A 25,278-nucleotide genomic window follows, 5' to 3' on the forward strand; every position below is an offset into this window, starting at 1 on the left:
CTCTGCAAAAATATGATAAATATGTTGCTTGCGATGTCAGGCTTATATAATCTCCGCATCACGAACAAGCCCGCCACATGAGCGGCGCAAAAAAAGGGGAGGAATAGCATGAAGGTGAAGCCATTCTTGTGCGCGTCCGTTTCGGCCGTTGTCGGCCTGAGCCTGGCGCCCGCCGCAACTGCCCAGACCGCGCTGGAGTCGCCGAAGCCGCAGACGTCGAGCGCCGACAGCATCAACCCGGCATCGCCCGCCGCTGCCGTGCAGGAAACGGGTGCGAGCGCCGAGGACACGATCGTCGTCACCGGCCTGCGCCGCAGCCTCCAGTCCGCTCAGTCGATCAAGCGCAATTCGGACGGCATCGTCGATGCGATCGTCGCCGAGGATATCGGCAAGCTGCCCGATACCTTCGCCTCCTCGGCGCTGCAGCGCGTTGCCGGCGTCAACGTCACCCGCGGCGGCGGGGAATCGGCCGGCGTCACCGTGCGCGGCCTGCCCGACCTCACCACCACTTATAACGGCCGCCAGATCTTCACCGCCGAGGGGCGCTATGTGCAGATCCAGGACTTCCCCGCCGGCACCGTCGCCGCGCTGGAGGTGTTCAAGTCAGGGCTCGCCAACCAGATCGAAGGCGGCATCGCCGGCGAGATCAACGTCCGCGGCCGCCGCCCGTTCGACTTCAAGGGCTTCGAGCTGTCCGGCTCGGTCAACGGCGTGCTCTCGCAGCAGTCGAAGGGCACGACCTGGAACGGCAATCTGCTGGTCAGCGATCGCTGGAACACCGGCATCGGCGAGATGGGCCTGCTGGTCAACGCCTCCTATGTCGGGATCAACTTCCTCGATTCGACCCGCGAACAGTCGCTGGTGATCCAGACGACCAACGCCACCAACGCCCCTGCCGGCCAGGCAGGGCTGCGCTATCCCGACGCGCAGGGCCTGTTCCTCGGCTATGGCGATCGCTGGCGCCCCTCCGCCAACGCCGCCTTCCAGTGGAAGCCGACGCCGGAGCTGGAAATCTACGCCGACGGCCTGTTCCAGGGGTTCCGCTCGCGCGATTACAACCGCTACATGTTCATCCCGATCTTCGGGGACAATCTGCAGCTGTCGAACATCACGACGCAGGCGAACGGCAGGAACATCGCCAGCATGACGGTGAGCGGTGCGACCCGCCCCGACGGGTATAGCGGCTCGTTCAACGGCCATACCGACACCTATCAGGGCGGCGGCGGCGCGATCTGGACACGCGACCGGCTGCGCATCTCGGCCGACGTCGCCTATACCGACAGCACCTACACCGCGAACAACGTCAATATCGACTATGCCGCTGCCAGTTCGCCGGTGCGCAACGTCCAGTTCGAAGCGCCGATCGACGGCGGCCCGAGCCAGCAGTTCGTCAATTTCGCCGTCACCGATCCGGCCAACTTCATCAGCCGCGGGCTGTGGCAGGAGCTGCTGGTGGTGAGCGGCACCGACTGGCAGGCGCGCACCGACCTTTCCTATGATTTCGACGGCGGCTTCCTCAAGCGCATCGATGTCGGCCTGCGCTATGCCGACCGCAAGGCCGCGCGCGACCTCGGCAATCTGTACATCAACAACGAGCTTGCGGGCGTTCCGCTGGCCTCGCTGCCCGGTGCCGATGTGCGCCCGACACGGCCGGGCTTCGCGTACAACTTCGTCGAGCCCAACGTCTTCTACGCCGCGAGCACCCGCGACAGCATCCGCAACAACCTGCCGGCGCTGCGCAGCTTCTTCGGCGCCCCCGCCGGCATCCCGCCGTTCAACCCGGCAGAGACCTTCCGCGCCAACGAGAAATCCTACGCCGCTTATGCGCAGGTGAAATACGGCTTCGACCTGGGCGGCACCAACATCGATGGCGTGATCGGCCTGCGCGCGGTGAAGACCAAGACCAGCATCAACGGCTTTTCGCGCGTCGAGGATGTCGGCGGCGTCGTCACCAACCCGCCGGTCAGCGCCAAGAACGACTATACCGACTATCTGCCCAATGCGAGCGCCCGCATCGGCTTCACCGACAAGCTGCAGCTGCGCCTGGCCTTCACCCAGACGCGCACCCGGCCGAATTTCTTCGACCTGCGGCCGAACACCTCGCTGAATCAGCCGGTGATCCTCGCGCCCGGCGATCCGTGCCTGACCAACGCGACTACGCCGGAATGCGTCGAGCGCCTGCGTCGCGGCGGATCGGCCGGCAATCCATACCTCAAGCCGCTGACCTCGGACAATTACGACGTCAGCCTGGAATGGTATTTCTCGCGGACGGGCTCCTTCACCGCCGCGCTGTTCCGGCACGACGCGAACGGCTTCCTCGCCACCGTCGACGATCGCACCCAGCCGGGGCTGCGGCTCGCCTCGCCGGTCAACCTCGGGAAGACCAAGCTCCAGGGCGCGGAGGTGACCTTCACCAGCTTCCTCGACATCGATGGGCTGCCGGACTGGGCCAAGGGATTCGGCGTTCAGGCCAACGGCACCTATATCGACGCCAAGGGCGACCTGATCCCCAATTTCGCCGCAACCTATGGCGAGCAGCAGCAGGCCTTCCCGGGCGTGTCGAAATGGTCGGGCAACCTCGTCGCGCTGTACGAGAAGCCGCAATTCTCGGCGCGCGTGGCGTATAACTACCGCTCGAAGTTCGTGTCCTTCTACAGCCTCGAGGCGCTCGACCCGATCGCCCACCCCGTAATCGAGAAGGGCCGCGGCCAGCTCGACATGTCGGCAACGGTGACCCCGGTCGAGAACATCACCATCGCCTTCGACGTGGTCAATGTGCTCGGCAACCCGCTGAAGCGCTACCGCCAGTTCGACACCGGCGACAGCTATACCCGGCAGGTGCTGTACCTCGAGCGGGCCTATTCGCTGGGCGTCCGCTTCCGCTTCTGACCGGAAGCACGAAAGTGCGCGGGGCGCGGCCAGGATGCCGCGCCCTGCTTTGACACATGCAAGGAGCTGGCATGCGACGCTTCATCTGGGGATGCGGGCTGGCCGCCCTCCTTGCGGGCACCGCGCTCGCCGACAATCCGCAGTTCACCGGCGCGGACCCGCACGCGGTGTTCATCGGCAAGGAGCTGTGGGTGTTCCCCACCGGCGGCCCGGGCGGCAGCTGGGCGGCGGACCGTTTCGGCGCCTTCTCGTCGCGCGACCTGCGGCATTGGCGGACGCGCGGCGAACTGATCCGTCGCGACCAGATTCCCTGGATCCAAGACGACGAGGCGCCTGCCCACTTCCTCTGGGCGCCCGCGATCGCGCAGCGGCACGGCCGCCATTATCTCTACTTCTCGGTGGGGCCCCAGAACCCTACGCCCAGCCGCATCGGGGTCGCCGTCGCTGACCGGCCGGAGGGTCCCTATCGCGACATCGGCCATCCGCTGATCGCCGATGGCGGCCACGGCTTCGAAGCGATCGATCCGATGGTGTTCGTCGATCCCCGGTCGGGCAAGGCCTACCTCTACGCGGGCGGCAGCGCCGGTGCCAGGCTGCGGGTGTGGGAACTCCGCGCGGACATGACCAGCATCGCGCGCGAGATCCCCGTCGCTACCCCGCGCAACTTCACCGAGGGCGCCTTCCTGCACCTGCGCGGCGGCACCTATTATCTGTCGTACAGCCACGGCCGCTGGAACGGCCCCGACTATTCGGTCCACTATGCGACCGCCACATCGCCGACGGGACCCTGGACCTATCGCGGCGCGATCCTGACCGGCGATGCCCGCCACCAGGGCCCCGGCCACCACAGCGTCGTACGCACCCCCGCGGGCAACTGGCTGATCGTCTACCACCGCTGGGAAGGCGCGCGCGGCCCGGGCCCCTATCGCGGCGAGCGCGAGGTCGCGATCGACCGGCTGCGCTATGCGAGGGACGGCCGCATCCTGCCGGTGACGATGACCGACGGCGCCGCGGCACCGACGCTGACGGGGAAGTAACTATGGCGGAAGGGTAGCTAGCGGAGCCGCAGCAAAATTGAGGTCAACCTCGAAGCATTCCTTCCACAGGCAAAGGCGCCAGGGCCGGCAAGTCGCTGCACGCTATCAAGATATCGAACGCCTCGATCGACCGCTCGGTATGACCCTCGCAATCTCGACGGCCACGACTTCTGCCGCTCGCCAGGCTCGGGCGGCCGACTATCGAGCGAAAAGCGGGCGAAGATCGCAAGGGTCTCGCTCGCCGACCTCAAGGGAAAGCGGGCGCGTTCGCCCACGCGTCAATTCGGTTGAAGATGGAAACTGCGATCAGCCAGTCTTCTGGCTGCGAAGAAGATGGCTCCCGCAACAACCGTGGCGGCGACAGCAGGCACCATTGAGGTCAGATCGAGGTTGCCAACCGCCGCCAGGATCACGCCGCCGCCAGCAGCGAAGGCGATGGCTGTCGGGATCAGCGGTCGCAGGGGAGTGGAGACGGCGAATTGTGCATGGATCATCCTCCGCCGGATCAAGGCCCTGGCGAGATACCCCAACAACAGTCCCGAGGCGATGCCGACCATGCCGAAACGTGCGAGGAGGAAGGACGCCACCACGCCGATTGCCGTGCCCGCTACCGTGATGACAAGCCCGTATCCCGGCGCACGATACGCGAAGAGCAGATCGGCGATGCCGAAGCTGGCCTGCAGGATCTCGGCAAGGCACAGGATCAGCATCGGCGCATAAGCGGCGGGATAATGGCCGCCCAGCAGGTGCAGGATCGCCGCTCCCATGCCGGCGATGAGCAGGAAGGTCGGCAACTGCAGATCCAATATCTTCCTGCTCACGCCGGCGATGGTACGCCGCGCCGCATCGACACCGGAAAGCCTCAGTTCCCGCGCGACGATGGGCGTCAACAGGGCGTCGAAGGACTGGCGCACCTGCCGGAGCGGCGTGCAAACCTGCCGGGCCACACCATAAATGCCTGCCGGAGCATCGCCCAACATCAGACCAACGATGTAAAGATCCACCCGCTCCGCAAGCGCGGTGACGCAGTCCGTCCCCGTCACCCAGCTGTTGTGGCGCATCGTGCTGAACAGCTGCCGAAAACCGGAGGACCTCATGGTCACGCCGCGCATGTCAAAGCTCCGCAGCACTGCCGACAGGGCAAAGACAATTGCCGCAAGCGTGCCGGCGGCATAGCCTATCACGAGGCCGAATTGCGGGGCGCCGAACAAGAAGGCTGCGACAGATACGAGGACAGCCACATAGGGTTCGATGATGCTTCTGCAGAGCACCTCGTAGCGAACAAGTCCCTGCCAGCGTGTGGCCGCGAGCAGGAGATCCAGCAACGCCTGCCCGGTGATGAGCGGCGCCATCCACAGCAGCGTCCAGCCGACCAGTCCGAGCCCTGGCAAGAGCAAGATGCAGGAAACAATCAGCACCGTGACCAGCGCACTGGCACCGACGACGATCAGACCCATTTCGAGCAGACGCTCACCCGGCGACGTCGAACGCTCCGCATTTTCCAGGATCTGGAAAAGCATGGTCTTCATACCCGCACCGCCGATGGTGACGGAAACCTCGACCACGGCGAGCGCGACGCTGTAGGCGCCATAGAGCGTCGGGCCATACAAGATGGCGGCCACCAGCAAGAACGAAATGCGCGCCCCGAACTTGATCGCGAATCCGCCGCCTACAGCCAGCGCTCCGCGCTGGAGGCGTTCATTTCCGTCGGAACTCTGTGCGTCGGGTGTCGAAGGCAACGACCCGCCAACGGTCATTTGGCGCCTTCCGGGGGAGGGGGCGGTGCAGGCGTGTCCGGCTGCACCTCGGGCTTGCGCCGGCGATGGCCATGCACATGCAAGGCGTCAATTTCCGCCTGCCTGGACCGGAGGTAGGATGCGCGCGAGGCCGCATAAGGATCCGGCGAATCGCGGAACGACTGCAGCTTGTCGGCGAATTCAACCCGGTCGTCCAACGTGCCGATGATGGTCGCAGGCAATGTATACCAGACGCGGTTGAACGGCTTTCCGACGGTCGAGGGTAGCAAGAGCTTGTCCACGGAAAGGCCGACAAGGTCACGCACCGTCGTCGGACCGACGAGCGGAAGGAAAAGAAAGGGTCCCGACTTTACGCCATAGAAGCCCAGCGTGTTGGCGAAACTGTTGCGCCTTTTAGGAAGCTTGAAGGGCGCCTTCTTCGCCACGTCAACCACGCCCGCAACGCCAAGTGTAGAGTTGACTCCAAAGCGCCCGACCGTCTCGAACGCTTTCCCGATCTTGTGCTGCAAAAGATAGTTTACGAAGACGATCGGCTCGTTCAGATTGTTGAAGAAATGACGCAAGCCTGCGCGGAAAAACGATGGGAGTATCTTGGAATAAGCCTTGGCTGCGGGTGCGACGATCACCTTGTCGGCCGTCTGCACGACGGCATATGTCTTCAGGTTTATTTCCTGAAGAGGATCCTCGCGGGGCGGACGTGGCCTGGCGCTAACGACGATCTCATCATCTTGCGCAGTTTCCGGTTGGGCTTGCTCGGTCGGGCCGCTGGCAGCCTGAGGAACGGGCGGGGTAGCCTCGGGTGCAGGCGCAGTAGCCTGGACAGCCGGCGGTGTAGCCTGCGCAGCAGGCGGAGTCGGCGCAACCGTGTCCTGCCCCGGCGGGAATGTGGACTCGGCATCTGGCGCGGGCACTACAACGCTAACGATCGGCACCGCGATCAGCTCGTCAGGCGTGCCTGCCGCGTCCGCCGCCGCAGGGCCGCTCATCAGGAGCATCGCCGCCATCAAGGTAGAACCACCCATTATTTGGCATTCATGGCAGTGTGTCTCGCTGCGTTGGGCACGGATATGGGTACATCAGGACCGACATTCCGATCGTCCGGAGAGGTCAGAAGGACGGGTGTATGGCGGGCGCAAATCGTCCCTTATCAGCAAAGTTCGACGAGTGTCACCGCCAATTCATTTGCCTGAGGGCGCCGGGTGCGGGCCATCGCCGCGATCGCCCTGCGCACCCCCCCTGCACCGGCGAGCGAAACGCTGCTGCAAATCGCTTGCTGAACGGGCACCTGAACCCGTAGATTACGGATCAATGACGCTTGCCATCATCGACCTGTCACGAGACCGCCGGATAGAAGATCCGACAAACCTGTGGATCATACATCCGGCAGCGCGCCGCCTGCTGCCCTGGTTCCTCGATCGCGGGATCTCCGCCAATGCCGTTTCCCTGGCCGGCCTGGCCCTGGGAACGGCAGCGGCGCTCGCCTACGCCCAGTGGAAGATCTGGCCTTTTGCCCTTGCCGGTTTGCTGCTGTCCGTCGGCTGGCTGGTTGCCGATGGCTTGGACGGGATGATCGCGCGCGCCACGGGCACCGCCAGTCCGCTGGGGCGGGTACTGGACGGGCTGTGTGACCATGGCGTTTTCACCCTGATCTATGTTTCGCTGGCCTTGTCGATCGGCACATTGGAAGGCTGGGCATGGGCGGTTGCCGCTGGCGTTGCCCATATGGTCCAATCCAACCTGTACGAGAGCGAACGGGCCCGCTTCCACCGTCGTTGCAAGGCGATGGCGCTGATTGCCCTTCCAGCGCCCAGCCGCAATCCGCTCGTTCGCCTGTACGATTATGGCTGGGGAATGTTGGACCGCGTCGCCGCGCGGTTCGACGACGTGCTGCAGCATCACCCTGCTCCCACCGATCTTGCGGCGCGATATGGAGCCCTGGCCGCCAGGCCCATGCGGCTGATGAGCCTGTTGTCCGCCAATGTTCGGGTCTATGCGATTTTCTTTGCTTGCCTTTTCGGCAATCCACGCCTGTTCTGGTGGTTTGAGCTTGTCCCGCTGAACATCATCCTCATCTTCGGACTATTCCAGCATCGCATGGTCGAAAACAACCTCGGAACCGTGTCGATGAATCATTCTCTGACAAATCAAAGGAAGTAAAAACTAATGCCCGCCATTAACATCGCCATCGTAGGGGTGGGGAACTGTGCCAGCTCTCTCGTGCAGGGGCTTTCCTATTACCGCGAAGGTGCGAATGAGACCGTCGGTCTCATGCATTGGGACCTGGGCGGTTACAGGCCGAACGACATCAGCGTCGTCGCGGCGTGGGACATCGATCGACGCAAGGTCGGCAAGGATGTGTCAGAGGCCATTTTTGCGAAGCCCAATTGCACCGCCATCTTTTGCGAGACCGTGCCTCCCACGGGCACGAAGGTGCAGATGGGGCATATCCTCGACGGCGTAGCCGAACATATGGCGGACTATGGCGACGATCGGACCTTCCTGCTCTCGAGCGAGCGCGAAGCGTCCAAGGCGGAAGTGGTCGCCGCCCTGCGCGAGACCAAGACCGACGTGCTGATGAACTATCTGCCGGTAGGCTCGCAGGCCGCCAGCGAGTTCTACGCCGAATGCGCGCTCGAGGCGGGCGTTGCGTTCGTCAACAACATCCCCGTGTTCATCGCCAGTGACCCGGTGTGGGCGGAGCGTTTCACCAAGGCTGGCGTGCCGATTATCGGCGACGACATCAAGGCGCAGCTCGGTGCCACCATCGTTCATCGCGTGCTGACCGATCTGTTCGCCAAGCGGGGCGTCAAGCTGGAGCGGACCTATCAGCTCAACACCGGCGGCAACACCGACTTCCTGAACATGTCCAATCATCGCCGTCTCGCCTCCAAGAAGATCTCGAAGACCGAGGCGGTGCAGTCGGTCGCGGCCGAGCGTCTGGAAGACGAAAATGTGCATATCGGCCCGTCCGACTATGTGCCGTGGCAGAACGACAACAAGGTGTGCTTCCTGCGGATGGAAGGGACGATGTTCGGCGGCGTGCCGATGAACCTCGAGCTGCGCCTTTCCGTCGAGGACAGCCCCAACAGCGCCGGCGTCGCCATCGATATGATCCGCTGCGCCAAGCTGGCAAAGGATCGCGGTCTGGCGGGGCCGATCGATGCGGCATCGGCCTATTTCTGCAAGCACCCGCGGTTTCAGATGACCGATGATCTCGCGGCGCGCGCGGTCGACGAGTTCATTGCCGTTGCGGCGGAATGATCGACACCGGCATTGTTCTCGCGGCAGGCGAAGGCTCGCGCCTTCGCGACGTCGCCCCGCTCAAGCCGCTTTGCCTCGTTGACGGGCGGACCCTGCTTGCGCATGCCGTGTTCGGCATGGCGCAGGCGGGGCTCGCGCGAACGATCGTGGTCGTCGGCTATGAAGCGGAGACGCTCGAATCCTATGTTGCGGCGAACGACTGGCCGATCCCTGTCGAGACCGTGCGGGTAGAGGATCACCGGCATCCCAACGGCTCGTCGCTGCTCGCAGCAGAGCCGCTGCTGGGCGACGAGGAGGCGATCCTTGCGATGTGCGACCATCTGGTCGAACCGCAATTCTACCGGCGAATGGCCGGCACCACGACGGGCGGCGGTGCATCGCTCGGGATCGACCGGCGGATCGACAGCGACTGGATCGATCGTGACGACGTGACGTGCGTGCAGACCGAGGGCGACCGCCTGGTCGGCATCGGCAAGGGCCTCGCGTCCTATGACTGCTTCGATACGGGCGTCTTCACCGTCGGCAGGGGCCTCTTCGATGCACTCCGCGGGTTGGAAACGCCATCCCTCACCGAAGGGATGCGGCGCCTGGCTTCCGACCGGGCCGCGGTCGTCAAAGATTGCAGCGATCTTCAATGGATCGATGTGGACGATGAACGGGCGTGGCGCATTGCAGAAACCTGGCTGGCATCTCGTCGCCAAAGCGCCGTTCCACGCTAGGCGGACGGGCGAGCGGATGCGGTGGCGGTTCTGGGCGCGAAATGGCAGATCGTCGCACATGCCTGACGGGACGAGGGCTACGGCGCTAGCCAGTTCGGCCCCCGGTTTCAGCCTTTCCGCAGCTATCCCGTTCCCGCCGCTCAAGGCAGCGGCGGGAACTGCCTGACCCAGGCGCTCTGGCGCCGTTGCGCCCTCCCCCCGCCCGTCGTTTCTGAACGCGGCGTCCAGAGCTAGCGGAGCGCTGCTGCGACCTCGGTGATAAGGTTGCGCAGCCAGCGATGCGCCGGGTCATGGCGGTACCGGACATGCCAGGCCATTTCGACGGGGAAGGTCCCCAGGTCGACCGGCGCATCGAGCACCTTCAGCCGAGGATCGTGCGCCAGCCTGCGGCAGATCAGCGACGGCAGCGTCGCGCAATAATCGGTGACCGCGACCATCTCCGCCACCGCGAAGAAATTGGTGACCGAGATCGCCACGTCGCGCTTGAGCTGCTGCTGCGCCAGCGCCTGGAACAGCCCGGCGCGCATCCGCCCCGGCGGCACGATGTTGACGTGCTTCATGCCCTCGAACTGCTCCCGGGTGATGCTGTCCCCCACCTCGGGATGGCCGGCCCGCACCACGCAGGCCAGCCCCTCGTCCATCACATGCTGGACGACGAGATTGTCGGGCGGATCGATCACCCGGCCGAGCACCAGCGCCGTCGTGCCCGAGACGACGCCGGTCTCCACCAGATCGTTGCCATAGGGGGTCAGCCGCAGCTTGATGCCCGGCGCCACCTGCTGGAGCCGCGCCACCACCGCGGGCACCAGCACGAACTCGACATAGCCGTTGGGCGCGATGGTCAGCAGGCGTTCGGCGGTGGCGGGATCGAACTCCTGCTGGCCGAGCACCGCATCGTCGAGCCGGGCCAGCGCCTCGGCGATCGAAGGCGCCAATTCCAGCGCGATCGGGGTCGGCTGGATGCCGTAGCGCTCGCGGATGAACAGCTGGTCCTGCAGCATCAGCCTTAGCCTGGCGAGCGCGTTGGACAGTGCCGGCTGCGTCATCCCCATCCGGTCCGCGGCGCGGGTGACGCTGCGCTCTTCCATCAGCGCCACGAAGATCGGCAGCAGGTTCAGGTCGTAGCGCATGCAGTCATATCGCTGGCAGTATATCTGAAATCAAGAAGATAAACTTCTGGAATATGTCGGATGGGGCCATGTTGCACCTGCCGCAGCGGTTGCGGCGCACCGCATGAAAGGCTTCCACCATGACCAAGGGCACCATCCTCATCCTCGGCTCCAACGCGACGCAGATCGAGCTGCGCGGCGGCGGCAGCGCCACGATCGGCCAGTATCTGAACGAAACCGTGGTCCCCACGCTGGCGCTGATCGACGCCGGCTACGACGTCGTGCTCGCCACGCCCAACGGCACCAAGCCGATCATCGACGCGGTATCGGACACGGTCGACCATTTCGGCGGCGACCAGGCCGCCTATGATCGGGCCCGCGCCTTCTTCGCCGATTCGCCCGAGATGAACAGCGTGCAGACGCTGCGCGCGGTGATCGAGGGCGGGCTGGACCGGTTCGCCGGCGTGTTCGTGCCCGGCGGCCATGCCCCCGCGGTCGACCTGATGCAGGATCCCGATGCCGGCACCATCCTGCGCCACTTCCACCAGGCCAGAAAGCCGACGGCGCTGCTCTGCCACGGCCCGGTCGCCGTCCTGGCCGCGCTCCCCGAGGCCGCTGCCTATCGCGCGGCACTGGCCGCCGGCGACAGCGAGAAGGCCGCGGCGCTGGGGCAGGACTGGGTCTATGCCGGCTATGGCATGACCGTGTTCTCGGCGAGCGAAGAGAAGATCGCCGAGCAGCACCTGCTGGGCGGCGAGCTGCTGTTCGACATGGAACGCGCGCTGCGCACGGCGGGCGGCAACGTCTCGGTCACCGCAACCAACTTCGCGCCGAACGTGGTCGTGGACCGCGAGCTGATCACCGGGCAGAATCCCGCCTCGGACCACCAGCTCGCCGCCGCGCTGGTCGACGCGCTCGACCGCGCCCAGGGGTGAGCACCCGCATGACCGGTGGAGCACTGCGCCTGCGCTCCACCCCCCTTCCCCGACCGAAAAGGAACTCCATCATGTCCACCAACGTGAAAACCGTCGCGATCCTCACCGCCCATGCCGGCAAGGTGGCGGAACTCCGCCAGCTGCTCGATGCCATGCCCGCGCCCAGCCGCGCCGAGCCGGGCAACCTCCGCTACGATCTCTGGCAGGACCGCGACGACCCCGCCCGCTTCGTGCTCGACGAACTCTATGTCGATGCGGATGCCGTCACCGCCCACCGCGCGAGCCCACACTTCCAGGCCTATGCCGCGAAGATCGCCGACCTCGCCGAGCGGACCGCGATCCCGCTCACCCCCGTCGCCGTCGCCTGATCATCGGCATCGAACGCGCCGACGGCGCCAAGCGCTGAAGCAGGAATGCTCCGCGCCGTCGGCCCTCCCGGTCGGCGGCGCGGACGCGGCTTACCAGGGCACCTGCTGCTGCTCGAAATAGAAGCGGCCGGTCACTTCCGGTGCCGCCTGGGTGGCCAACCAGACGATGCCTCCCGCGGCCTGCTCGACGGTGCGATAGCCCGTATGATCGTTGAAGTCGGTCGCGGTATAGCCCGGGTCCGCCGCGTTCACCGCGATGCCGAAGGCGGCCAGTTCCTTGGCGAAGGCGAGCGTCACCGCGTTGAGCGCCGTCTTGGAGCTGTTGTACCCGAGGATGTTGACCGGGTGGTGCGGATTGGCCGGATCGGACAGCCAGCCGAGCGAGCCGAGCCCGCTGCTCACCATCACCACGCGGGCATCGTCCCCCGCCTTCAGCAGCGGCAGGAAGGCCTGGGTCATCCGGATCTGCGCGAAGACGTTGGTTTCGTAGACCGTCTTGATGTTGTCGAGCGGCTGCTCGCTGGGCAGGATGGGCTGCAGGCCGGGAATGCCGGCATTGTTGATCAGAATGTCGAGCTTGCCGTCTTCGGCCTCGACCCGCGCGACCGCGGATCGAACGCTCTCGTCGCTGGTCACGTCGAGATGCAGCAGGCGAACGTCGATGCCTTCCGCGGCAAGTTGCTCGGCCGCTTGACCGCCGCGATCGGCGTCGCGGCTGCCCAGCCAGATGCGCAGCCCCTGCCCACCCAGCTGGCGTGCGGTTTCGTAGCCGATGCTCTTGTTGGCACCGGTGATGAGAACGGTCCGGTCGGTCATGTCCTGCTCCTGCGCCGCGCCCGGTGGCGGTCTGCCGCCGGAGCCGCGCGGCTCGACCGGCAATATCGGCGTTCGCCAAGCTTTGATAAATGGCCCAGAACCGAATAGGCTGATCGCCATGCCGAACAATGCCGATGTGCCGAGCCTCGACAGCCTGCGGGTCTTCCTGTCCGTCGTCGACGCACGTGGCTTCCGGTCGGCGTCCAAGCAGCTCGGTCTCTCCCCCTCCACCGTCAGCGAAAAGATCGCCGATCTGGAGCAGCAGCTGGGCGTTCCCCTGCTCACCCGCACCACCCGCAGCGTCGTGCCGACCGAAGCGGGGCGCGCGCTGGCCACGCGCATGGCGCCGCTGCTGGCCGAGGCACGGGCTGCGCTGCAGGACGCCGCCAATTCGCAAGCCGAGGTTCGCGGGCTGCTCCGGCTGAACGTCACCGGCGCGGTGATGGTCGACATCCTCCCGCCGCTGCTCGATCGCTTCCTCATCCTGCACCCGCAAGTTCGCGTCGAGATCGTGGTGGAGGACCGGCTGGTCGACATCGTGGCGGCCGGGTGCGACGCGGGCATTCGCTATGGCGAGCATCTGGCGAAGGACATGATTGCCGTGCCGATCGGGCCGAAGCAGCAGGCGCTCGCCTATGCCGCCGCGCCGTCCTATCTGGCCCGTCGCCCCGCGCCGCAAGCGCCGCGGGACCTGATGGCGCATGACGCGATCCGCCTCCGCTTCTCGAGCGGCGCGCTGGTCGCCTGGGAGTTCGAGCGAGACCAGGAGTCGATCACGATCGACCCGCCCGGCAGGCTGATCATCGGGGTGGATGCGGCGCCGGCAGCCATCGCCGCGGCGTGCGCCGGGCATGGTGTGGTCGGAACCTTCGGGAACTGGCTCGCGCCCCATCTGGAGGACGGATCGCTGCTGCCCGTGCTGCCCCAATGGTGGCCGGTGTTCGAAGGGCCGCGATTATACTTCTCCAGCCGCTTCGTCCCCGCGCCGCTGCGGGCGTTTATCGACCTGATCGCTGCCGATCGACGAAAAGACGGGACGTGAACGGAAAGGGCGGCTTCAGTCGCGCCCGCTGAGCGAGTCCAGCGCCGAGCAGATGTGCGTGCGGAGCGCCTGGTCACGGGTGATTTCCAGCATGGCGCTGAGGCTGGAGCGGGCGCCGCCAATCTCTCCCGCCCGCAGCAGCAGGCGGGCGCGTTCCCACCAGCCTTGCCCGTGATCCGGCGCGATCACGGTCATCCGCTCGTACAGCGTCAAGGCGCGTGCGGCGTCACCCGCGGCTTCCGCTCGGCTCGCCTGGTTCATCAGCAGCCGCACCAGGACCGAGCGGTTCGACATGGGCGTGACATGCTCGATCGTGGGCACCACCGCCGGTCCCAGCACCCCGCGCAGCAGCGTGGCAAGATCGTCCGCCGCGACGATGCGCCCATCGTTGAACGGATCGATCAGCACGGCTTGGGTCTCGGAGCCCAGCCGGGCGAGCACATGGCCGGGGGTGTTCAGCGCATCCACGCGCCAGCCGAGCCGCCGGGCAGCGGCGACATACAGAATGGTGAGGCTCACCGGCAGCCCGCGCCTGCGATCGATGACGCGGATGAGGTCGGCATTGGCGGGGTCGTCATAGCGGGACCGGTCACCGCTGAACCCGAAGGTCTGCGCCATCACCTCGGCCAGCACCTGCGCGCGCTCCTCGACGGTCTCCGCATCTCCGCCGACCGTCGCCAGCTGTTCGGTGAAGTCGTTGAGTTGACCGACATAGGGGCCGAGATCCACGTCGGGATGGTCGAGCGCTGCCAGTTGGAGCGCGGCCGCGTCGAGGTCGATCGCCTCGTCCTCCATCAGGCCGAGCTGGAGGATCGCGTCGGTGGGTGCGGAGGTGGCCAAGATCAAATCTTCCTTCTGCCTTCAGCGGCGCCGACGTCGCCGATCAGCGGGCGAGCGGCGACTGCGCATAGTCGCGCAGGAGGTGCGCCACGTCGTCATACAGCGCCACCGCGCCCGCATCGGTCAGCGCCTCGTCGGCAAAGCCGCCCGAGCGTACGCCGATGGCGGCGATCCCGCACTTGCGGGCCGCCTCGATGTCATAGGGTGTGTCCCCCACGACCATCACCTCGTCCGGCGCGAGCGGCGCGACCTTTTCGAGCGCGGTCGCGAAGATGTCCGGGGCGGGTTTGGTACGCTCGACATCGTCGGCGCTGGTCGTCTCGGAGACGATCTCCTGCGCATCGAGCAGATCGATATAATGGTCGAGTTCTTGCTTCGAAGCCGACGAGGCAAGCACCACGCGCAGACCGTCCGCTTGCACGCGCGCAAGGATCGCGCGCCCATCGGCAAACGGCTGGACCCTGTCGAGAAACTTGGCCTTGAAGATCTCCCCATGCGTCTCGCCGAGCTTTTCCTGGGCATCCGCATCGATGCCCGGCAGCAGCGTCGGGACCAGCATGTCTGTTCCCTTGCCGATCTGATCGTGGATCGTGCCCGCATCGAAGCTTTTGCCGATCGTCGCGAATGCCTCCTGCCAGGCGGTCACGTGGAAGGCGTTGCTGTCGACGAGCGTACCGTCGATGTCGAACAGAACGGCTTTGATCGGCATGCGTCACCTCGGCGCCAGGAGAACAGGGTCGGCGATCCGGTGATCGCGGTGGGTAGACGAACCGAGCGCATCGCCTCCCCCAAGGTTCCACCTGGGCCGCGCCGGAGGGTGGCGGCACAAGCTGGTACGGACTGCCAGCGCCGCATCCGCCGGTCGTGCAGCAACGGACAACATGGAGCGGCCGCCCCTTCCATCGCCTGCCCCTGAAGACCGGGAAGTCCGCAGCGGCAAGCCTAGGCGAGGTTCACCCTGCGCAATCTTCCGGCGAGTAGCGAAAGCGGAAACCGCTGATTTCTGCGGTTGTCTAGCGGGCTTAGCGGGTTTGAGAGGCCCAGAAACGGCGCAGGTGGCGGAGCGGGAGGAAGCCTGAGGCCGATCTCAAAGCATTGAATTTAAAGTTGAATGTGCAAGGGCGCGCAAGGGGCCCCCACATTTTTCCCCACACTTTTGCTGAGATCGCCAGATACAATCTGACACGACTGCCGACCGCTACTCGCCCAATCCCAGTCATCCCGAACCCGTCCGGTAAAACCTGAAGGCCGCCGTTCGCTGATGCGACGGGGCATGGCTGAGTTTGGGACATTGCAGTCATTCCCAGGCCGGCGTCGAAATGGCGGCTTTCAGCCAAACATCGGACGTTTTGAGAGACTGCACATAGCTGCAGGGGACGGGCAACGCTGGCCGATAGGCGACTGTTCCTTGAGGATGAAGCTGCGGGGATAGCTGACACCCACTCGACGACGGCTGCACCAGTCGGCACATCCAAGACATCCATCGGCAAAATTTCGCTCACTAGGAGCAGACTGTCAGTTAATGAGACAGAATTCTTGAGGTCTGGCTCGTAACGGGATGTTCGGTTGCCTATGTATAATTCCGACATGCTGGTCATTCGAAATAGGATCACTGCAGCGAGCTTCGACCTCTTCCAGATGGAAAAGCGCTTCCCGTCAAAGCGATTACATCTAGCCAGAGTCTTATGAGAGCGTCAGGAAGGGTAGGAATGGCAGCTGACCTCACATCCTATCAGCAGCGGGTCGAGGAGTGGCTCGAAGCATGCTTCCCTCCATCAGTGCGATCGGATCGGGCGGAACGTACACATCGTTTTCTGGAAGAAGCCTTGGAACTCGCCCAGGCGAATGGCTGCAGCCATGACGATGCGGTCGCGCTGGTCCATTACGTCTTCGGTCGTCAGAAGGGAGAGCCTACACAGGAAGTCGGAGGCGTGATGGTTACGCTAGCCAGCCTTTGCAGCGCCACGGGAATCCATATGGGCGAAGCCGGCGATGTCGAGCTGGCACGCAATTGGGATCGTATCGACGCGATCCGCGCCAAGCAGCAGGCAAAACCTCACGGATCGCCGCTGCCGCAATGAAAGGTGCCGCCGTCGACCTCTCGCTTGCCGGGGGCAAGCCGGTAGATTTGCCTGATCGCCGATCTGGGGCTCAGCCTTGATCACGATTTCCTTTAAGGATGAGCCACTGCACGACACGTGCGTCGATCTTAGCCGAGCGGAAGCCGCGTACGGTAGTTTGCACGCGGCTGCGTTGGTGACGTTCATATCGGATGCCCGTGCCTTCGAGAATGTGCAGGAGCTGATCGACTTCCCCGGCCACGAAATAAAAATTTTGGAGGACGATTCACTTTCCGTCGCGATTGGTTCAGGGTATTGCGCGGCGCTTGTCGTGGTCGCCAAGCGTTTCGATCGCGACGCAATGGGCCGTGTGATTTGGTCGAGCGTGACGAGGTTAAAGCTAGTGACAATGTCGAGGGTGCCTTGAAGCAAGGACAGGAATTCACTCCTGACTGGTTCTCAAAGCCTGGCGACTCGTTGCGCGCACTGATGCTTCGACAAAACCTTTCCGCCCTTGAAGTTGCCAGCCATCTGGTCGGCGGGATGATCACGCTGCGCGGCCTTCTCGATGGATCCAGCGCGGTCGATAGAGAGCATGCTACCGCACTCGCTGGGGCGGTCGGCGGCACCATGTCATTCTGGCTCAAGCGGCAAGAGCAGTACGAATCAGCGCTGGAACGAGCCGTTGATCGCGCCACGGCAGTGGAAGCCGACGATTGGCTCCTTCTTCCCGTCCCCGGCGAAAAGCCCAGAGGTCGTCTGACATCTGAAAAGCGCCGAGACGAAGTGCGTCGGCGCCTGCGATTCTTCAACGTCGGCACCATGGATGCGTGGCAGGCCCGTTACGGGAAGATCTGCACCAGCACGCTGTTCCGCACGTCTGCGGCTTTTGATTCGGCCGATGGCGCTGTGCTCATGTGGCTGCGCGATGGCGAATTGAGTTCTGATCTCGTATCCACTAAGCCGTGGAATGCTGGCAACTTGCAGGATCGTCTTGATACGATCCGCAAGCTCTCAAAGCTGAAGCGCCCCGAAGCGTTCTTGCCCAAGCTCAAGGAGTTGTGCGGCGAAGCTGGCGTGGCTGTCGTCGCGAAGAAAGCGCCGTCAGGATGTCGGGCTTCCGGCGCAAGTCGATTTGTTGCCCCTGACAAGGCGATGATCCTACTCAGCTTCCGCGGCCGTTCCGATGATACGTTCTGGTTCACGGTGTTCCACGAGATCGGCCATCTAATTCTGCACGGCGCCAAGACGTTCGTCGATTCGGAAATGGGCAATAACGACGTGGACGAGAGCGAACGCGAAGCAAATGAGTTCGCGTCTGACCTCATCGTGCCTCCGGCGCGTAAGGAAGAATTTCGGGAGCTGCCGGCCGAAAAGTACGATGTCACGCGTTTTAGCGTGTCAATTGGTGTATCACCTGGACTGACCGTTGGTCAGATGCAGCACCGCGCTATGATCAAACCCGATCAGCTCAATTATCTGAAGCGCCGCTGGCAATGGGACGAACTGGCAGAGGTGATGGACTGAGCCTCCCTTAGGATGTCTCAGCCCAAGTAGTGCACAAAACTTCTCGGGCTCTTTTGCCAGTTACACAGCGCGTCTTCCATGACCGCCATCCCGACCTTCAATCGGACGTCCAGTACGTCCAGCACCTGCTGTACTGCCTGATGACGAGTACCGCTGGTTCGCGACCCGTCGATGAGGAGGCGCGCGCCATTTCCCGGACCGGTCGCGCCCTGGATATATGCTGAGCCCGCTTTGATCGGCGCAAGCCCGTAACGGCCGATCAGCGAGAGGTAGTCGAACTTTGCCAGGCGGCCGAACGAATTAATCGCGAGGCGCTGGTACAGATAGTCGAAGATGGTGTGCGGGTTGTTGCCTGCGGCAACGACAGCCTCCGCGAAGAAGGCCGCATGTCCTGCCGGCCCGATCCATGCCAGATAGTCTGAAACAGCACGTTGCATCGGCCGTTTCGCCGTCGGACGCAGGCTCTCGTACTTGCGGTGATTCCCGAAGTTGCCGCCGACGTTCATCCAGTTGGCAGTGAGCCAGTCGTTGAAGGCGGTGGGATTGGCGGAGACGGTTGGCCAGTCCCAGATACCTGCACCAAGCTGACCGTAGACGTCCTGAAGGCGACGCCATCGGGAGTCGGGCCGGCGGGCAAAGTGCGTCATCAGGAAGATGAGCCAGCCGGCCTCATCAACATTGCCTTGCTGCATGTGAAAGGCGACCGCCCGTTCGGCATCGAAGGAGGCGTGGTTTGGATCGGCCCGATTTGCTGCAATCCCGCCGCGCTGGACCATCCGATAGTAATCCTCACGCCGCAGGCTGGCGATGAACTGATAGGCCAGCGTTTCTATAGTCTTGTCGTCCGGCAGACCCTTAAGTCCTTGGGCAGCTTTGGCAGCTTTGAGTTCAGCGACGAGGCGTTGATGTTCTGCATTCCGTGACGGCCACATTGGTAATTCGATCCTCAGGCTGCTTGGGGCTCGCCGGCGTCGGGCGCGCGGCTCTTAAGATGAAGTCGGCCATCCAGATATGGGCCATAGGAATTGCAGGCGAGTTCAGCCTTCAGCTCTTTCAAACGATTGGGATAGTCGGCTACCCATTCCCGCGCCCAAAAAGCCTGGAGTAGACGAACGATATCCGCCCAGTACGGGTCGTCGATCTCGTCTGCTGCCATGAGATTTTCACCAGCCCGCAGCCGACGCTCGATATCTAGGAAGCGAGCGACCATGTCGAACGGATTGCCCGCTGGCATCGGCGGCATTTCGCGGGTCTGCTGGAAGCCCTCAACGACGTAGGCGTTCATGTCATCCAGCTTGTCTTCGTAAACATGCATGCTGCCGACATACTGGTGGTATTCACCCATCTCGACGCCCAGCCGCCTCGCCATCATCTCCTGCAACATGGTGAAGCAAAACACGTCGTGGGGCAGGCCAAAAAAGGCATCGTTCGAGCGCAGTGTGGCGGACATATGCAAGTGGTTATCACGCAGGTGGAACTGCATTGTGGTCGTGCAGGGGATTTCCTTATGCCGTGTGGTGATGTCCTCGGCGTTGAACAGTTGGATTACTGCTCGCCGGGATCCGGGCTTGTCGGTCAGCAGCTTGTGGATGCTGTCGAACTGGTTAATGCCTTCACGCAGAGAGAGAAGCCGGGGGCCGTAAGCGCCCTCCAAGATCCCATCGACAGCATCTTTGGCATAACGACTAACATATGGCTCGATGAATTCGAGAGTGTCGGAGCCAGAAAGGTACCAGAGCAATTCGCCCAATGCGCTGAAAGGCTTTCCCCGATTCTCGGAGATGCTAATCCGCGCGCGCGGTTTGGTAATATGGAGAGTTACGCTAAGCAATTCACGGGTATCACCTCTCGTACCCGTGTGCTTTTGGCCATCCCTCGCCAGCGTACTGTAAAGTTTATGCAAGACTGCATCAAGACTGTCGCCAGTGAATCGCATGATCGATCGTCAGCAAAGCCGACGCTCCAAGCCGTTATACGTCATGCATTTTTCAGCGAACGAAGATCTACGTCAACAGGATATTTAGCCATCACTAACGATAGGTCTCCCTCCTTATGTCGGTCCGAAAGCCGCGCTTCGCCTCCCCAAAATGTCGGCAACTTTCTCAGCTGTCGCCACCTATAGCGGACGGCCTGGGATGTCTCAGCCTCGAGCATATGCAGAAAGTCCGCTCGGCGTTGGGCTGATTTCTCAGTTGAGCGGCTTGGATGGGGGGGGGGCGTTGCGACCGGGCAGGGTGCTGTCCGCTGGTTGGCGGGTTTTGGCAAAAGCCGACATCCCCGCACCTCCCGACGAATCGCGTATGTTGGTCGACTGCCGCCGCAAGCGGGATCGACGTGTCTTGGGACAAAGCCGTCATTTCCCAGCCCACTGGTTTAACGACAGCTCTTGTCGGAAACGGACGTTCAGCGTTGGCCCGAGTGGCGTCCTACCAAGACCGCAGCCGAGCCGATTGCGCTTCGGGGTCGTAAATATCAGCCTCGACGCTCAGCATGTCACCACGAAGGCGATGGAGCCCGCGTCCGGCGTCGGTCCTCTGCCGCGCGATGTGGTCGGATAACACCTCGTCCGCGACCTCGGTGCATGCTGGTCGTCGGGCTGGGTCAACTCGACGAGCCCGACCGCGGGCGTCACCGCCAGTCCCGGGTGTCTACGGCAGCTCCGCGAACTGCAGGCTTTCACGCTCGGTCCAGATCGACAGGCTTTGTCCGCCCGCAGAGTTCCAGCGCTTCCTCAGCGAGCATTTCGTCGACTTCTTCGTATTCGACGGTGATGTGGCCGCGCACCTGCTAGACGACAAGTAAATCGATGGGACCGCACCGAGGAATGCGCTGAGCTCGCGTGCAACGGCCTCATCTGGCGACATTTTGCCGGATCCTCTGACGGCCAAACCGCATCGGAGTGATTCAAGATGGACAGGCGTGGCTGATCCGGGAATCATGTCCGGCTCAGGGGGTGGATCCATGGCCAACAAGAAGGGCGTCGTCCCGGTTCCAGCGGGCGCTAGCGACGTGCGGGCGTTCCTCGAAGCAAATCGCGATCGGTTCAAGTCCGATCTGCATGCCGTGCGCAAGCTAGTCGAAGAGCTCAGCCAGAACGAGCCGGGCCTTCGTTCGATCTACAAGATCTACAGCAGGGGCGACGTTCAGGGATTCGATGAGCTCAAGACGGCGCGCAAGGTGCGTCTGAAATTCAATGAGTTCAACGAGGGCCGCGGTTTGTCCGAGGCGTCGCTCTTCGATGTGCCTGACATCGTGGGGTTCACGATCGTAGTGCCTTATCCGAGCGGGATCTCCGCGGTGGCGGAGGCGCTCGACCGTGCGATTGACGCCAAGCGGCTGAAGCCGGTTTCGATGGGCAAGAGCGAAGACGTCGGGATCAGGACGAAGCACGGGCGCGCGCTCGGCTCCAAGGGGTATTATGCCTGCCATTACAATGTTCGCACGGTTGGCGCTGGCACCGCAAGGCCTGTCATCGAGATACAGATCAAAACGCTCCTGCACGACGCCTGGGGGGCGAAGACGCACGACCTCACCTACAAGCCTTCCGGTCGCATCGGTGAGGAACTGCTGACGAGTTTTGACCTGCTGGGCTCGAATCTCGCAAACCTCGATCAGCAGAGCGACGCGTTGCGCACCAGCATAGTCCGCTCGTCGGAGGTGAGGGAGAGGAAGCGACGCGCCGTACAGGTCGCAGTGCTTGGAGAGATCGCAGTGTCCACCGTCCAGATAGTGCCCGACACCGCTCTGAGAGCGGCTTTAGAAGGCATCCAGACGCGCGTGATGGCGATGAACGAGGACACGCGGCCGGAAATCAGCGAACAAGCCTCCCGCGACCTTCTAGGCATCTTCGACGACGGTGGGGGCGCGCCGGGATCCAGTCTGGCCGCCTCTACCCTCCTCTGCCTGCTCGCCGCCGTCACTAGGCGCTCGGTCTTCTTCGAGCAGGCGCAGGATACGCTTGATATTCGCGAGAGCGCCGCGACGGATCAGATCGAGAAGCTGCAGATCAAGCTCAACGGCATGCTGGCGCCTTTCGCAGGCGGCGACACGGCTGAGGCGATTGAGTTCGGCGAGGTGATGGAGGCGGAAATCGCCGCCATCGACGCGGGAGACGCCAAGTTGAGCGATCCGGGGAAGTTCGAGCGCATGCGGCTGAGCGTGTATTCCAACCTCGCCTACTTCCACGCGGAAATCATCGGATCCCACGAGGGCGACAAGCGCGGGTCGGCGAAGTGCGCAAAGGACTACCTAACACGGTCGCTGGCGCTCTACGCAGCGGTCGGGCTGCCAGCGAAGGGCTTGGACTCCGACGACAAAGATATCGTCGATGCGATCTCAGGTGCCGCGCCGGGTGTCGCGGAGGAGGTGTTCTTCGCGCTCGACAACGAGGCTTATGTCCGCATTCAGAGTGCGGAGACCGAAGAGGAGCTCAGGGCCGTCCGGAAACGCCTTGAGTTCCTCCACGGGCTCACGCCACCAGCTGCGGCGGACCTCGCCCGGCTAGCGATCGATTATCACGATTACTGCGCGCGGGTGCGCTTAGGCGAGTTGGAGACCTTCTTGTCCCGCTGACCGTCTTGCCAGCCATATGGAAAGCGCATGATCATCTCCCTATCAAGAATCCCGAGTCGAGCCGGAGAATCCGGCGGATGGTATACCTATCCGTTCGGATGTCGGTGCCATGCCGCACTGCCTCGGCGCCGACCGGAGATTCAACAACACGTCTACAACTTGGGTGGAATCGCGTCCAGCGCAATAGCTGGCGAGAACGCGATTCTCAGGTCTGATGGGTCAGCGCGCAACTCGCCCGCCCTTGCCGCTCGTCCATTCTTGAACCTCGGACTCCCACCAGACGATGATGCCCCCGCCGAGGTCGTGGCTAGCGGGAAACATACTGCGCCGCACGCGGTCGTCGAACGTGCTACGCGGCATCGGCACGAGCTTCGGATTCCGGCCAGTCCGCCTGAGGTATGGTCGTAGGGTCGCAGGGCCTCGGTATTGTCCATTGCCCCTCCTTATAGAACCGCGGTTTCGCGAAGCCTAACCACCACCTCAGTTTTGATCCGCCTGCTTTTCTCCGCCGACCGCAGTGCGCGAAAAGGCAGTCTCGTCGATCAGCCAGCGGTCTTGCTGGACTCGCTCTTACGCAGAGCTGGCAGCTTGCTCAGGTCGTCCCCGATCTTCTGCCGAGCGTCGTGGAGGTCGACCTGCGCCTGCAAGTTCAGCCACATGTCAGCCGACGTATCGAGCACGCGCTCTAGCCTGAGCGCCATTTCCGGTGTGACCGCCCGGCGGCTGTTCAGCAGCTGATTCACGCTGTGGCGCGATACGCCGAGGGCTTCGGCGAGTTGATCCTGCGTGATGTCCATGTCGCCGAGCACGCGCTTGCGCAGCACGTCGCCAGGCTTCGGCGGCATGGTGTTGTCAGTATGGGCCATGGGCCTCCCTTACTCCAGACGGATGTTGATCGCCCCCAGTTCCTCCACGAACTCGAAGCGGAGCGCTCGGAAGGTGTCCACCGGGACGCGCCAAGTGCTCCCCTGCACGTGGGAGAGTTCGGGGAACATGAAGTCGAGATCGCGCGCCTGGGCACACGGGCGGAGCAGATCGATGATGAGTGCCAGCGCCGGGTCGGGCGCGAGCAGCTTGGGATCGGCTAAACGGGAAACCACTGAAACCTCCTGACTGAACCACTGCGAATGCAGGTGCGGGCGCATCGGGGCGCGCCGCAGCGTCAGGAGGAGGGCAACCGGTTCGAAGGTAGTAGGTGAGCACCGCGTCTCGGGTGGCGCACGGCGCCATCGCCGCGCGTGCGTGACGGTGGCGAAACCGGACGAGAACCCGCGATCGCAGTTCGCGACGGAACATCTGGACGATCGCCGTCGCGTCGAACTCGTCCCAGCGGCCGGCGACGAGATGATCGAGGTCGATGCGCTCGATCAGTCGCTCGAACACCCGCTCGCGCTTGCGGCTGGACATGACCAACTCGATCGCAAGACGCCGGTGGTGGCCGTCGAACGGCACGTGCCCAACGTCAGTCGAGATGAACAAGGGGTCGATGTCGAACTCGGCGTCGAGCAGGATGACCGGCTCGACCGGGCGATCGGCGAGGCGGGTTGAGTAGGACTTTAGGTAGTTGACTACGAACGAGCGCTTGGCGTCGCGCTCCAGTTCGACCAGTTCCGTCCAGACGTTCAGGTCGATCAACAACTTCGAGCCCGGCTCGGCCGGTTTCTCGATCTCGGAGGCGAAGTCTAGCCAATGCGAGCGAAGTTGCTTCAGCAGCCGGACGGAGCGCTGCGTCGAGCGAGGCGAATGCTGCTTGGTCGCCATCGCAAGGGCGACGGCGCTGTGGGTCTCGGCCCAGCTCAGGACCAGGGGCGTTCTGCCCTTTTGGCAGCGGAGCGAGACCGACATCCCGCCACCAATCTCGCAGTTCGAGGTAGCCTCCGCGTCGATGACAGACGCTTGAAGCGTTTTCAACAGAGCCGAACAAGTGGTTTCAGCGGCATCCTCGCGCGCCCGCGAAATGCTGTTCCAAGCCGGTCGGCGGCGAACCAATGCGCCGTCACCGCCCATCATTCCGATCGACGGAGCGCAACAGGCGCGCTCGATGGCGTGCGCGCTGGCGCTCGTCCACCCGTCTGTAGGAATTTCGTCCATGTGTTGGGATGTAGGTATCAGCCCTACATTTTCAAGGGAGTCCGTTTTTCCGTTTCAGATTAGCCCCAACTCCTTCCTCAGCGCGGCGACTTTCCGCTTCACCCATGGTTCGTTGGCGCGGATCATCTCGATCAGTGCGTCGGGGAAGCAGCGTCCTGGAAAGCGATTGCGTTGTCGAAGGTGCCGTTGAGCCAGCGGTCGTGCTCGGCGAGCATTCAATCACGCTCGTCTTCGCCTCGCGCATCCAGCACGGCC

The 25,278-nt window shown here is 63.6% G+C and carries 24 protein-coding genes; 13 read left to right on the top strand and 11 right to left on the bottom strand.

The window, feature by feature from the left end:
• Positions 1-108 precede the first annotated feature (108 nt).
• Positions 109-2,889, top strand: coding sequence for a TonB-dependent receptor (locus BM009_RS18755; protein ID WP_093298511.1), 2,781 nt, complete (start codon positions 109-111; stop codon positions 2,887-2,889).
• Positions 2,890-2,960: 71 nt separating this feature from the next.
• Entirely contained in the window at positions 2,961-3,926 is a 966-nt protein-coding gene (locus BM009_RS18760) for a family 43 glycosylhydrolase (protein WP_093298512.1), read from the top strand.
• Between the two features lie 278 nt (positions 3,927-4,204).
• On the opposite strand, the gene BM009_RS18765 is transcribed toward BM009_RS18760, so the two are convergent.
• Together BM009_RS18765 and BM009_RS18770 are read right to left on the bottom strand one after the other, a co-directional pair.
• Positions 4,205-5,683, bottom strand: a complete 1,479-nt coding sequence (locus BM009_RS18765) for a lipopolysaccharide biosynthesis protein (protein WP_093298514.1) — start codon at positions 5,681-5,683, stop codon at positions 4,205-4,207.
• On the bottom strand, positions 5,680-6,687 hold the full coding sequence (locus BM009_RS18770) for an MlaA family lipoprotein (RefSeq protein ID WP_175488121.1): 1,008 nt from the start codon (positions 6,685-6,687) through the stop codon (positions 5,680-5,682). Before BM009_RS18770 ends, BM009_RS18765 begins: the two co-directional genes overlap by 4 nt.
• A 304-nt stretch (positions 6,688-6,991) precedes the next feature.
• Here BM009_RS18770 and BM009_RS18775 point away from each other — a divergent pair, with 304 nt between their 5' ends.
• Genes BM009_RS18775 through BM009_RS18785 form a run of 3 tightly spaced genes read left to right on the top strand, consistent with a single transcriptional unit; the run spans position 6,992 to position 9,663 of the window.
• Entirely contained in the window at positions 6,992-7,840 is an 849-nt protein-coding gene (locus BM009_RS18775; protein ID WP_093298517.1) for a CDP-alcohol phosphatidyltransferase family protein, read from the top strand.
• Positions 7,841-7,846: 6 nt separating this feature from the next.
• The gene (locus tag BM009_RS18780) at positions 7,847-8,944 is read left to right on the top strand and encodes an inositol-3-phosphate synthase (RefSeq protein ID WP_093298518.1); all 1,098 of its coding nucleotides are present in this window, start codon (positions 7,847-7,849) and stop codon (positions 8,942-8,944) included.
• Positions 8,941-9,663 (top strand): phosphocholine cytidylyltransferase family protein, encoded by a 723-nt coding sequence (locus BM009_RS18785; protein WP_093298519.1) that lies wholly within the window; start codon positions 8,941-8,943, stop codon positions 9,661-9,663. Before BM009_RS18780 ends, BM009_RS18785 begins: the two co-directional genes overlap by 4 nt.
• Before the next feature lie 230 nt (positions 9,664-9,893).
• On the opposite strand, the gene BM009_RS18790 is transcribed toward BM009_RS18785, so the two are convergent.
• A complete protein-coding gene (locus BM009_RS18790; RefSeq protein ID WP_093298521.1) occupies positions 9,894-10,793 on the bottom strand; it encodes a LysR family transcriptional regulator in 900 nt (299 codons plus the stop codon).
• A gap of 119 nt (positions 10,794-10,912) precedes the next feature.
• Between BM009_RS18790 and BM009_RS18795 the strand changes: the two genes are divergently transcribed.
• Together BM009_RS18795 and BM009_RS18800 are read left to right on the top strand one after the other, a co-directional pair.
• Positions 10,913-11,707, top strand: a complete 795-nt coding sequence (locus BM009_RS18795; RefSeq protein ID WP_093298522.1) for a type 1 glutamine amidotransferase domain-containing protein — start codon at positions 10,913-10,915, stop codon at positions 11,705-11,707.
• A 71-nt stretch (positions 11,708-11,778) separates the two neighbouring features.
• The gene (locus BM009_RS18800) at positions 11,779-12,075 is read left to right on the top strand and encodes a putative quinol monooxygenase (protein ID WP_093298523.1); all 297 of its coding nucleotides are present in this window, start codon (positions 11,779-11,781) and stop codon (positions 12,073-12,075) included.
• 90 nt (positions 12,076-12,165) lie between these two features.
• On the opposite strand, the gene BM009_RS18805 is transcribed toward BM009_RS18800, so the two are convergent.
• Complete coding sequence (locus BM009_RS18805) at positions 12,166-12,891, bottom strand: SDR family oxidoreductase (RefSeq protein WP_093298585.1); 726 nt, start codon at positions 12,889-12,891, stop codon at positions 12,166-12,168.
• Positions 12,892-13,009: 118 nt separating this feature from the next.
• Between BM009_RS18805 and BM009_RS18810 the strand changes: the two genes are divergently transcribed.
• A complete protein-coding gene (locus BM009_RS18810; RefSeq protein WP_093298524.1) occupies positions 13,010-13,933 on the top strand; it encodes a LysR family transcriptional regulator in 924 nt (307 codons plus the stop codon).
• A gap of 15 nt (positions 13,934-13,948) precedes the next feature.
• Here BM009_RS18810 and BM009_RS18815 read toward each other — a convergent pair whose 3' ends face one another.
• A complete protein-coding gene (locus tag BM009_RS18815) occupies positions 13,949-14,773 on the bottom strand; it encodes a SirB1 family protein (RefSeq protein WP_254772354.1) in 825 nt (274 codons plus the stop codon).
• Between the two features lie 43 nt (positions 14,774-14,816).
• A complete protein-coding gene (locus BM009_RS18820) occupies positions 14,817-15,482 on the bottom strand; it encodes an HAD family hydrolase (protein ID WP_093298526.1) in 666 nt (221 codons plus the stop codon).
• Positions 15,483-16,482: 1,000 nt separating this feature from the next.
• Here BM009_RS18820 and BM009_RS18825 point away from each other — a divergent pair.
• The 3 genes from BM009_RS18825 (at position 16,483) to BM009_RS18835 (ending at position 18,360) form a co-directional block, all read left to right on the top strand.
• Positions 16,483-16,854: a hypothetical protein gene (locus BM009_RS18825; RefSeq protein ID WP_093298528.1), complete on the top strand. Its 372-nt coding sequence runs from the start codon at positions 16,483-16,485 to the stop codon at positions 16,852-16,854.
• Between the two features lie 76 nt (positions 16,855-16,930).
• Positions 16,931-17,260: a hypothetical protein gene (locus tag BM009_RS18830; RefSeq protein ID WP_093298529.1), complete on the top strand. Its 330-nt coding sequence runs from the start codon at positions 16,931-16,933 to the stop codon at positions 17,258-17,260.
• The gene (locus BM009_RS18835) at positions 17,257-18,360 is read left to right on the top strand and encodes an ImmA/IrrE family metallo-endopeptidase (protein ID WP_093298531.1); all 1,104 of its coding nucleotides are present in this window, start codon (positions 17,257-17,259) and stop codon (positions 18,358-18,360) included. The genes BM009_RS18830 and BM009_RS18835 overlap by 4 nt, the downstream gene beginning before the upstream one ends.
• Positions 18,361-18,377: 17 nt before the next feature.
• Here the strand turns inward: BM009_RS18835 and BM009_RS18840 are convergent, their stop codons facing one another.
• Entirely contained in the window at positions 18,378-19,292 is a 915-nt protein-coding gene (locus BM009_RS18840; protein ID WP_093298532.1) for an alpha-glutamyl/putrescinyl thymine pyrophosphorylase clade 3 protein, read from the bottom strand.
• Positions 19,293-19,306: 14 nt separating this feature from the next.
• A complete protein-coding gene (locus BM009_RS18845; RefSeq protein ID WP_217644220.1) occupies positions 19,307-20,110 on the bottom strand; it encodes a thymidylate synthase in 804 nt (267 codons plus the stop codon).
• A gap of 1,211 nt (positions 20,111-21,321) precedes the next feature.
• On the opposite strand from BM009_RS18845, the gene BM009_RS18850 reads away from it, so the two are divergent.
• Positions 21,322-22,932 carry a RelA/SpoT domain-containing protein gene (locus BM009_RS18850; protein WP_175488122.1) on the top strand — a complete coding sequence of 537 codons (1,611 nt, stop codon included), beginning with the start codon at positions 21,322-21,324 and terminating at the stop codon, positions 22,930-22,932.
• A gap of 219 nt (positions 22,933-23,151) precedes the next feature.
• Here BM009_RS18850 and BM009_RS23245 read toward each other — a convergent pair whose 3' ends face one another.
• The 3 genes from BM009_RS23245 to BM009_RS18865 form a co-directional block, all read right to left on the bottom strand.
• On the bottom strand, positions 23,152-23,292 hold the full coding sequence (locus BM009_RS23245; RefSeq protein ID WP_093298537.1) for a helix-turn-helix transcriptional regulator: 141 nt from the start codon (positions 23,290-23,292) through the stop codon (positions 23,152-23,154).
• A gap of 182 nt (positions 23,293-23,474) precedes the next feature.
• Complete coding sequence (locus BM009_RS18860) at positions 23,475-23,798, bottom strand: HigA family addiction module antitoxin (protein ID WP_093298538.1); 324 nt, start codon at positions 23,796-23,798, stop codon at positions 23,475-23,477.
• Between the two features lie 9 nt (positions 23,799-23,807).
• Complete coding sequence (locus BM009_RS18865) at positions 23,808-24,032, bottom strand: hypothetical protein (protein WP_139216677.1); 225 nt, start codon at positions 24,030-24,032, stop codon at positions 23,808-23,810.
• A gap of 148 nt (positions 24,033-24,180) precedes the next feature.
• Here BM009_RS18865 and BM009_RS18870 point away from each other — a divergent pair, with 148 nt between their 5' ends.
• Entirely contained in the window at positions 24,181-24,480 is a 300-nt protein-coding gene (locus tag BM009_RS18870; protein ID WP_175488123.1) for a hypothetical protein, read from the top strand.
• Positions 24,481-25,278 lie beyond the last annotated feature (798 nt).

Source organism: Sphingomonas sp. NFR04 (assembly GCF_900114095.1).
Lineage (GTDB): Bacteria > Pseudomonadota > Alphaproteobacteria > Sphingomonadales > Sphingomonadaceae > Sphingomonas.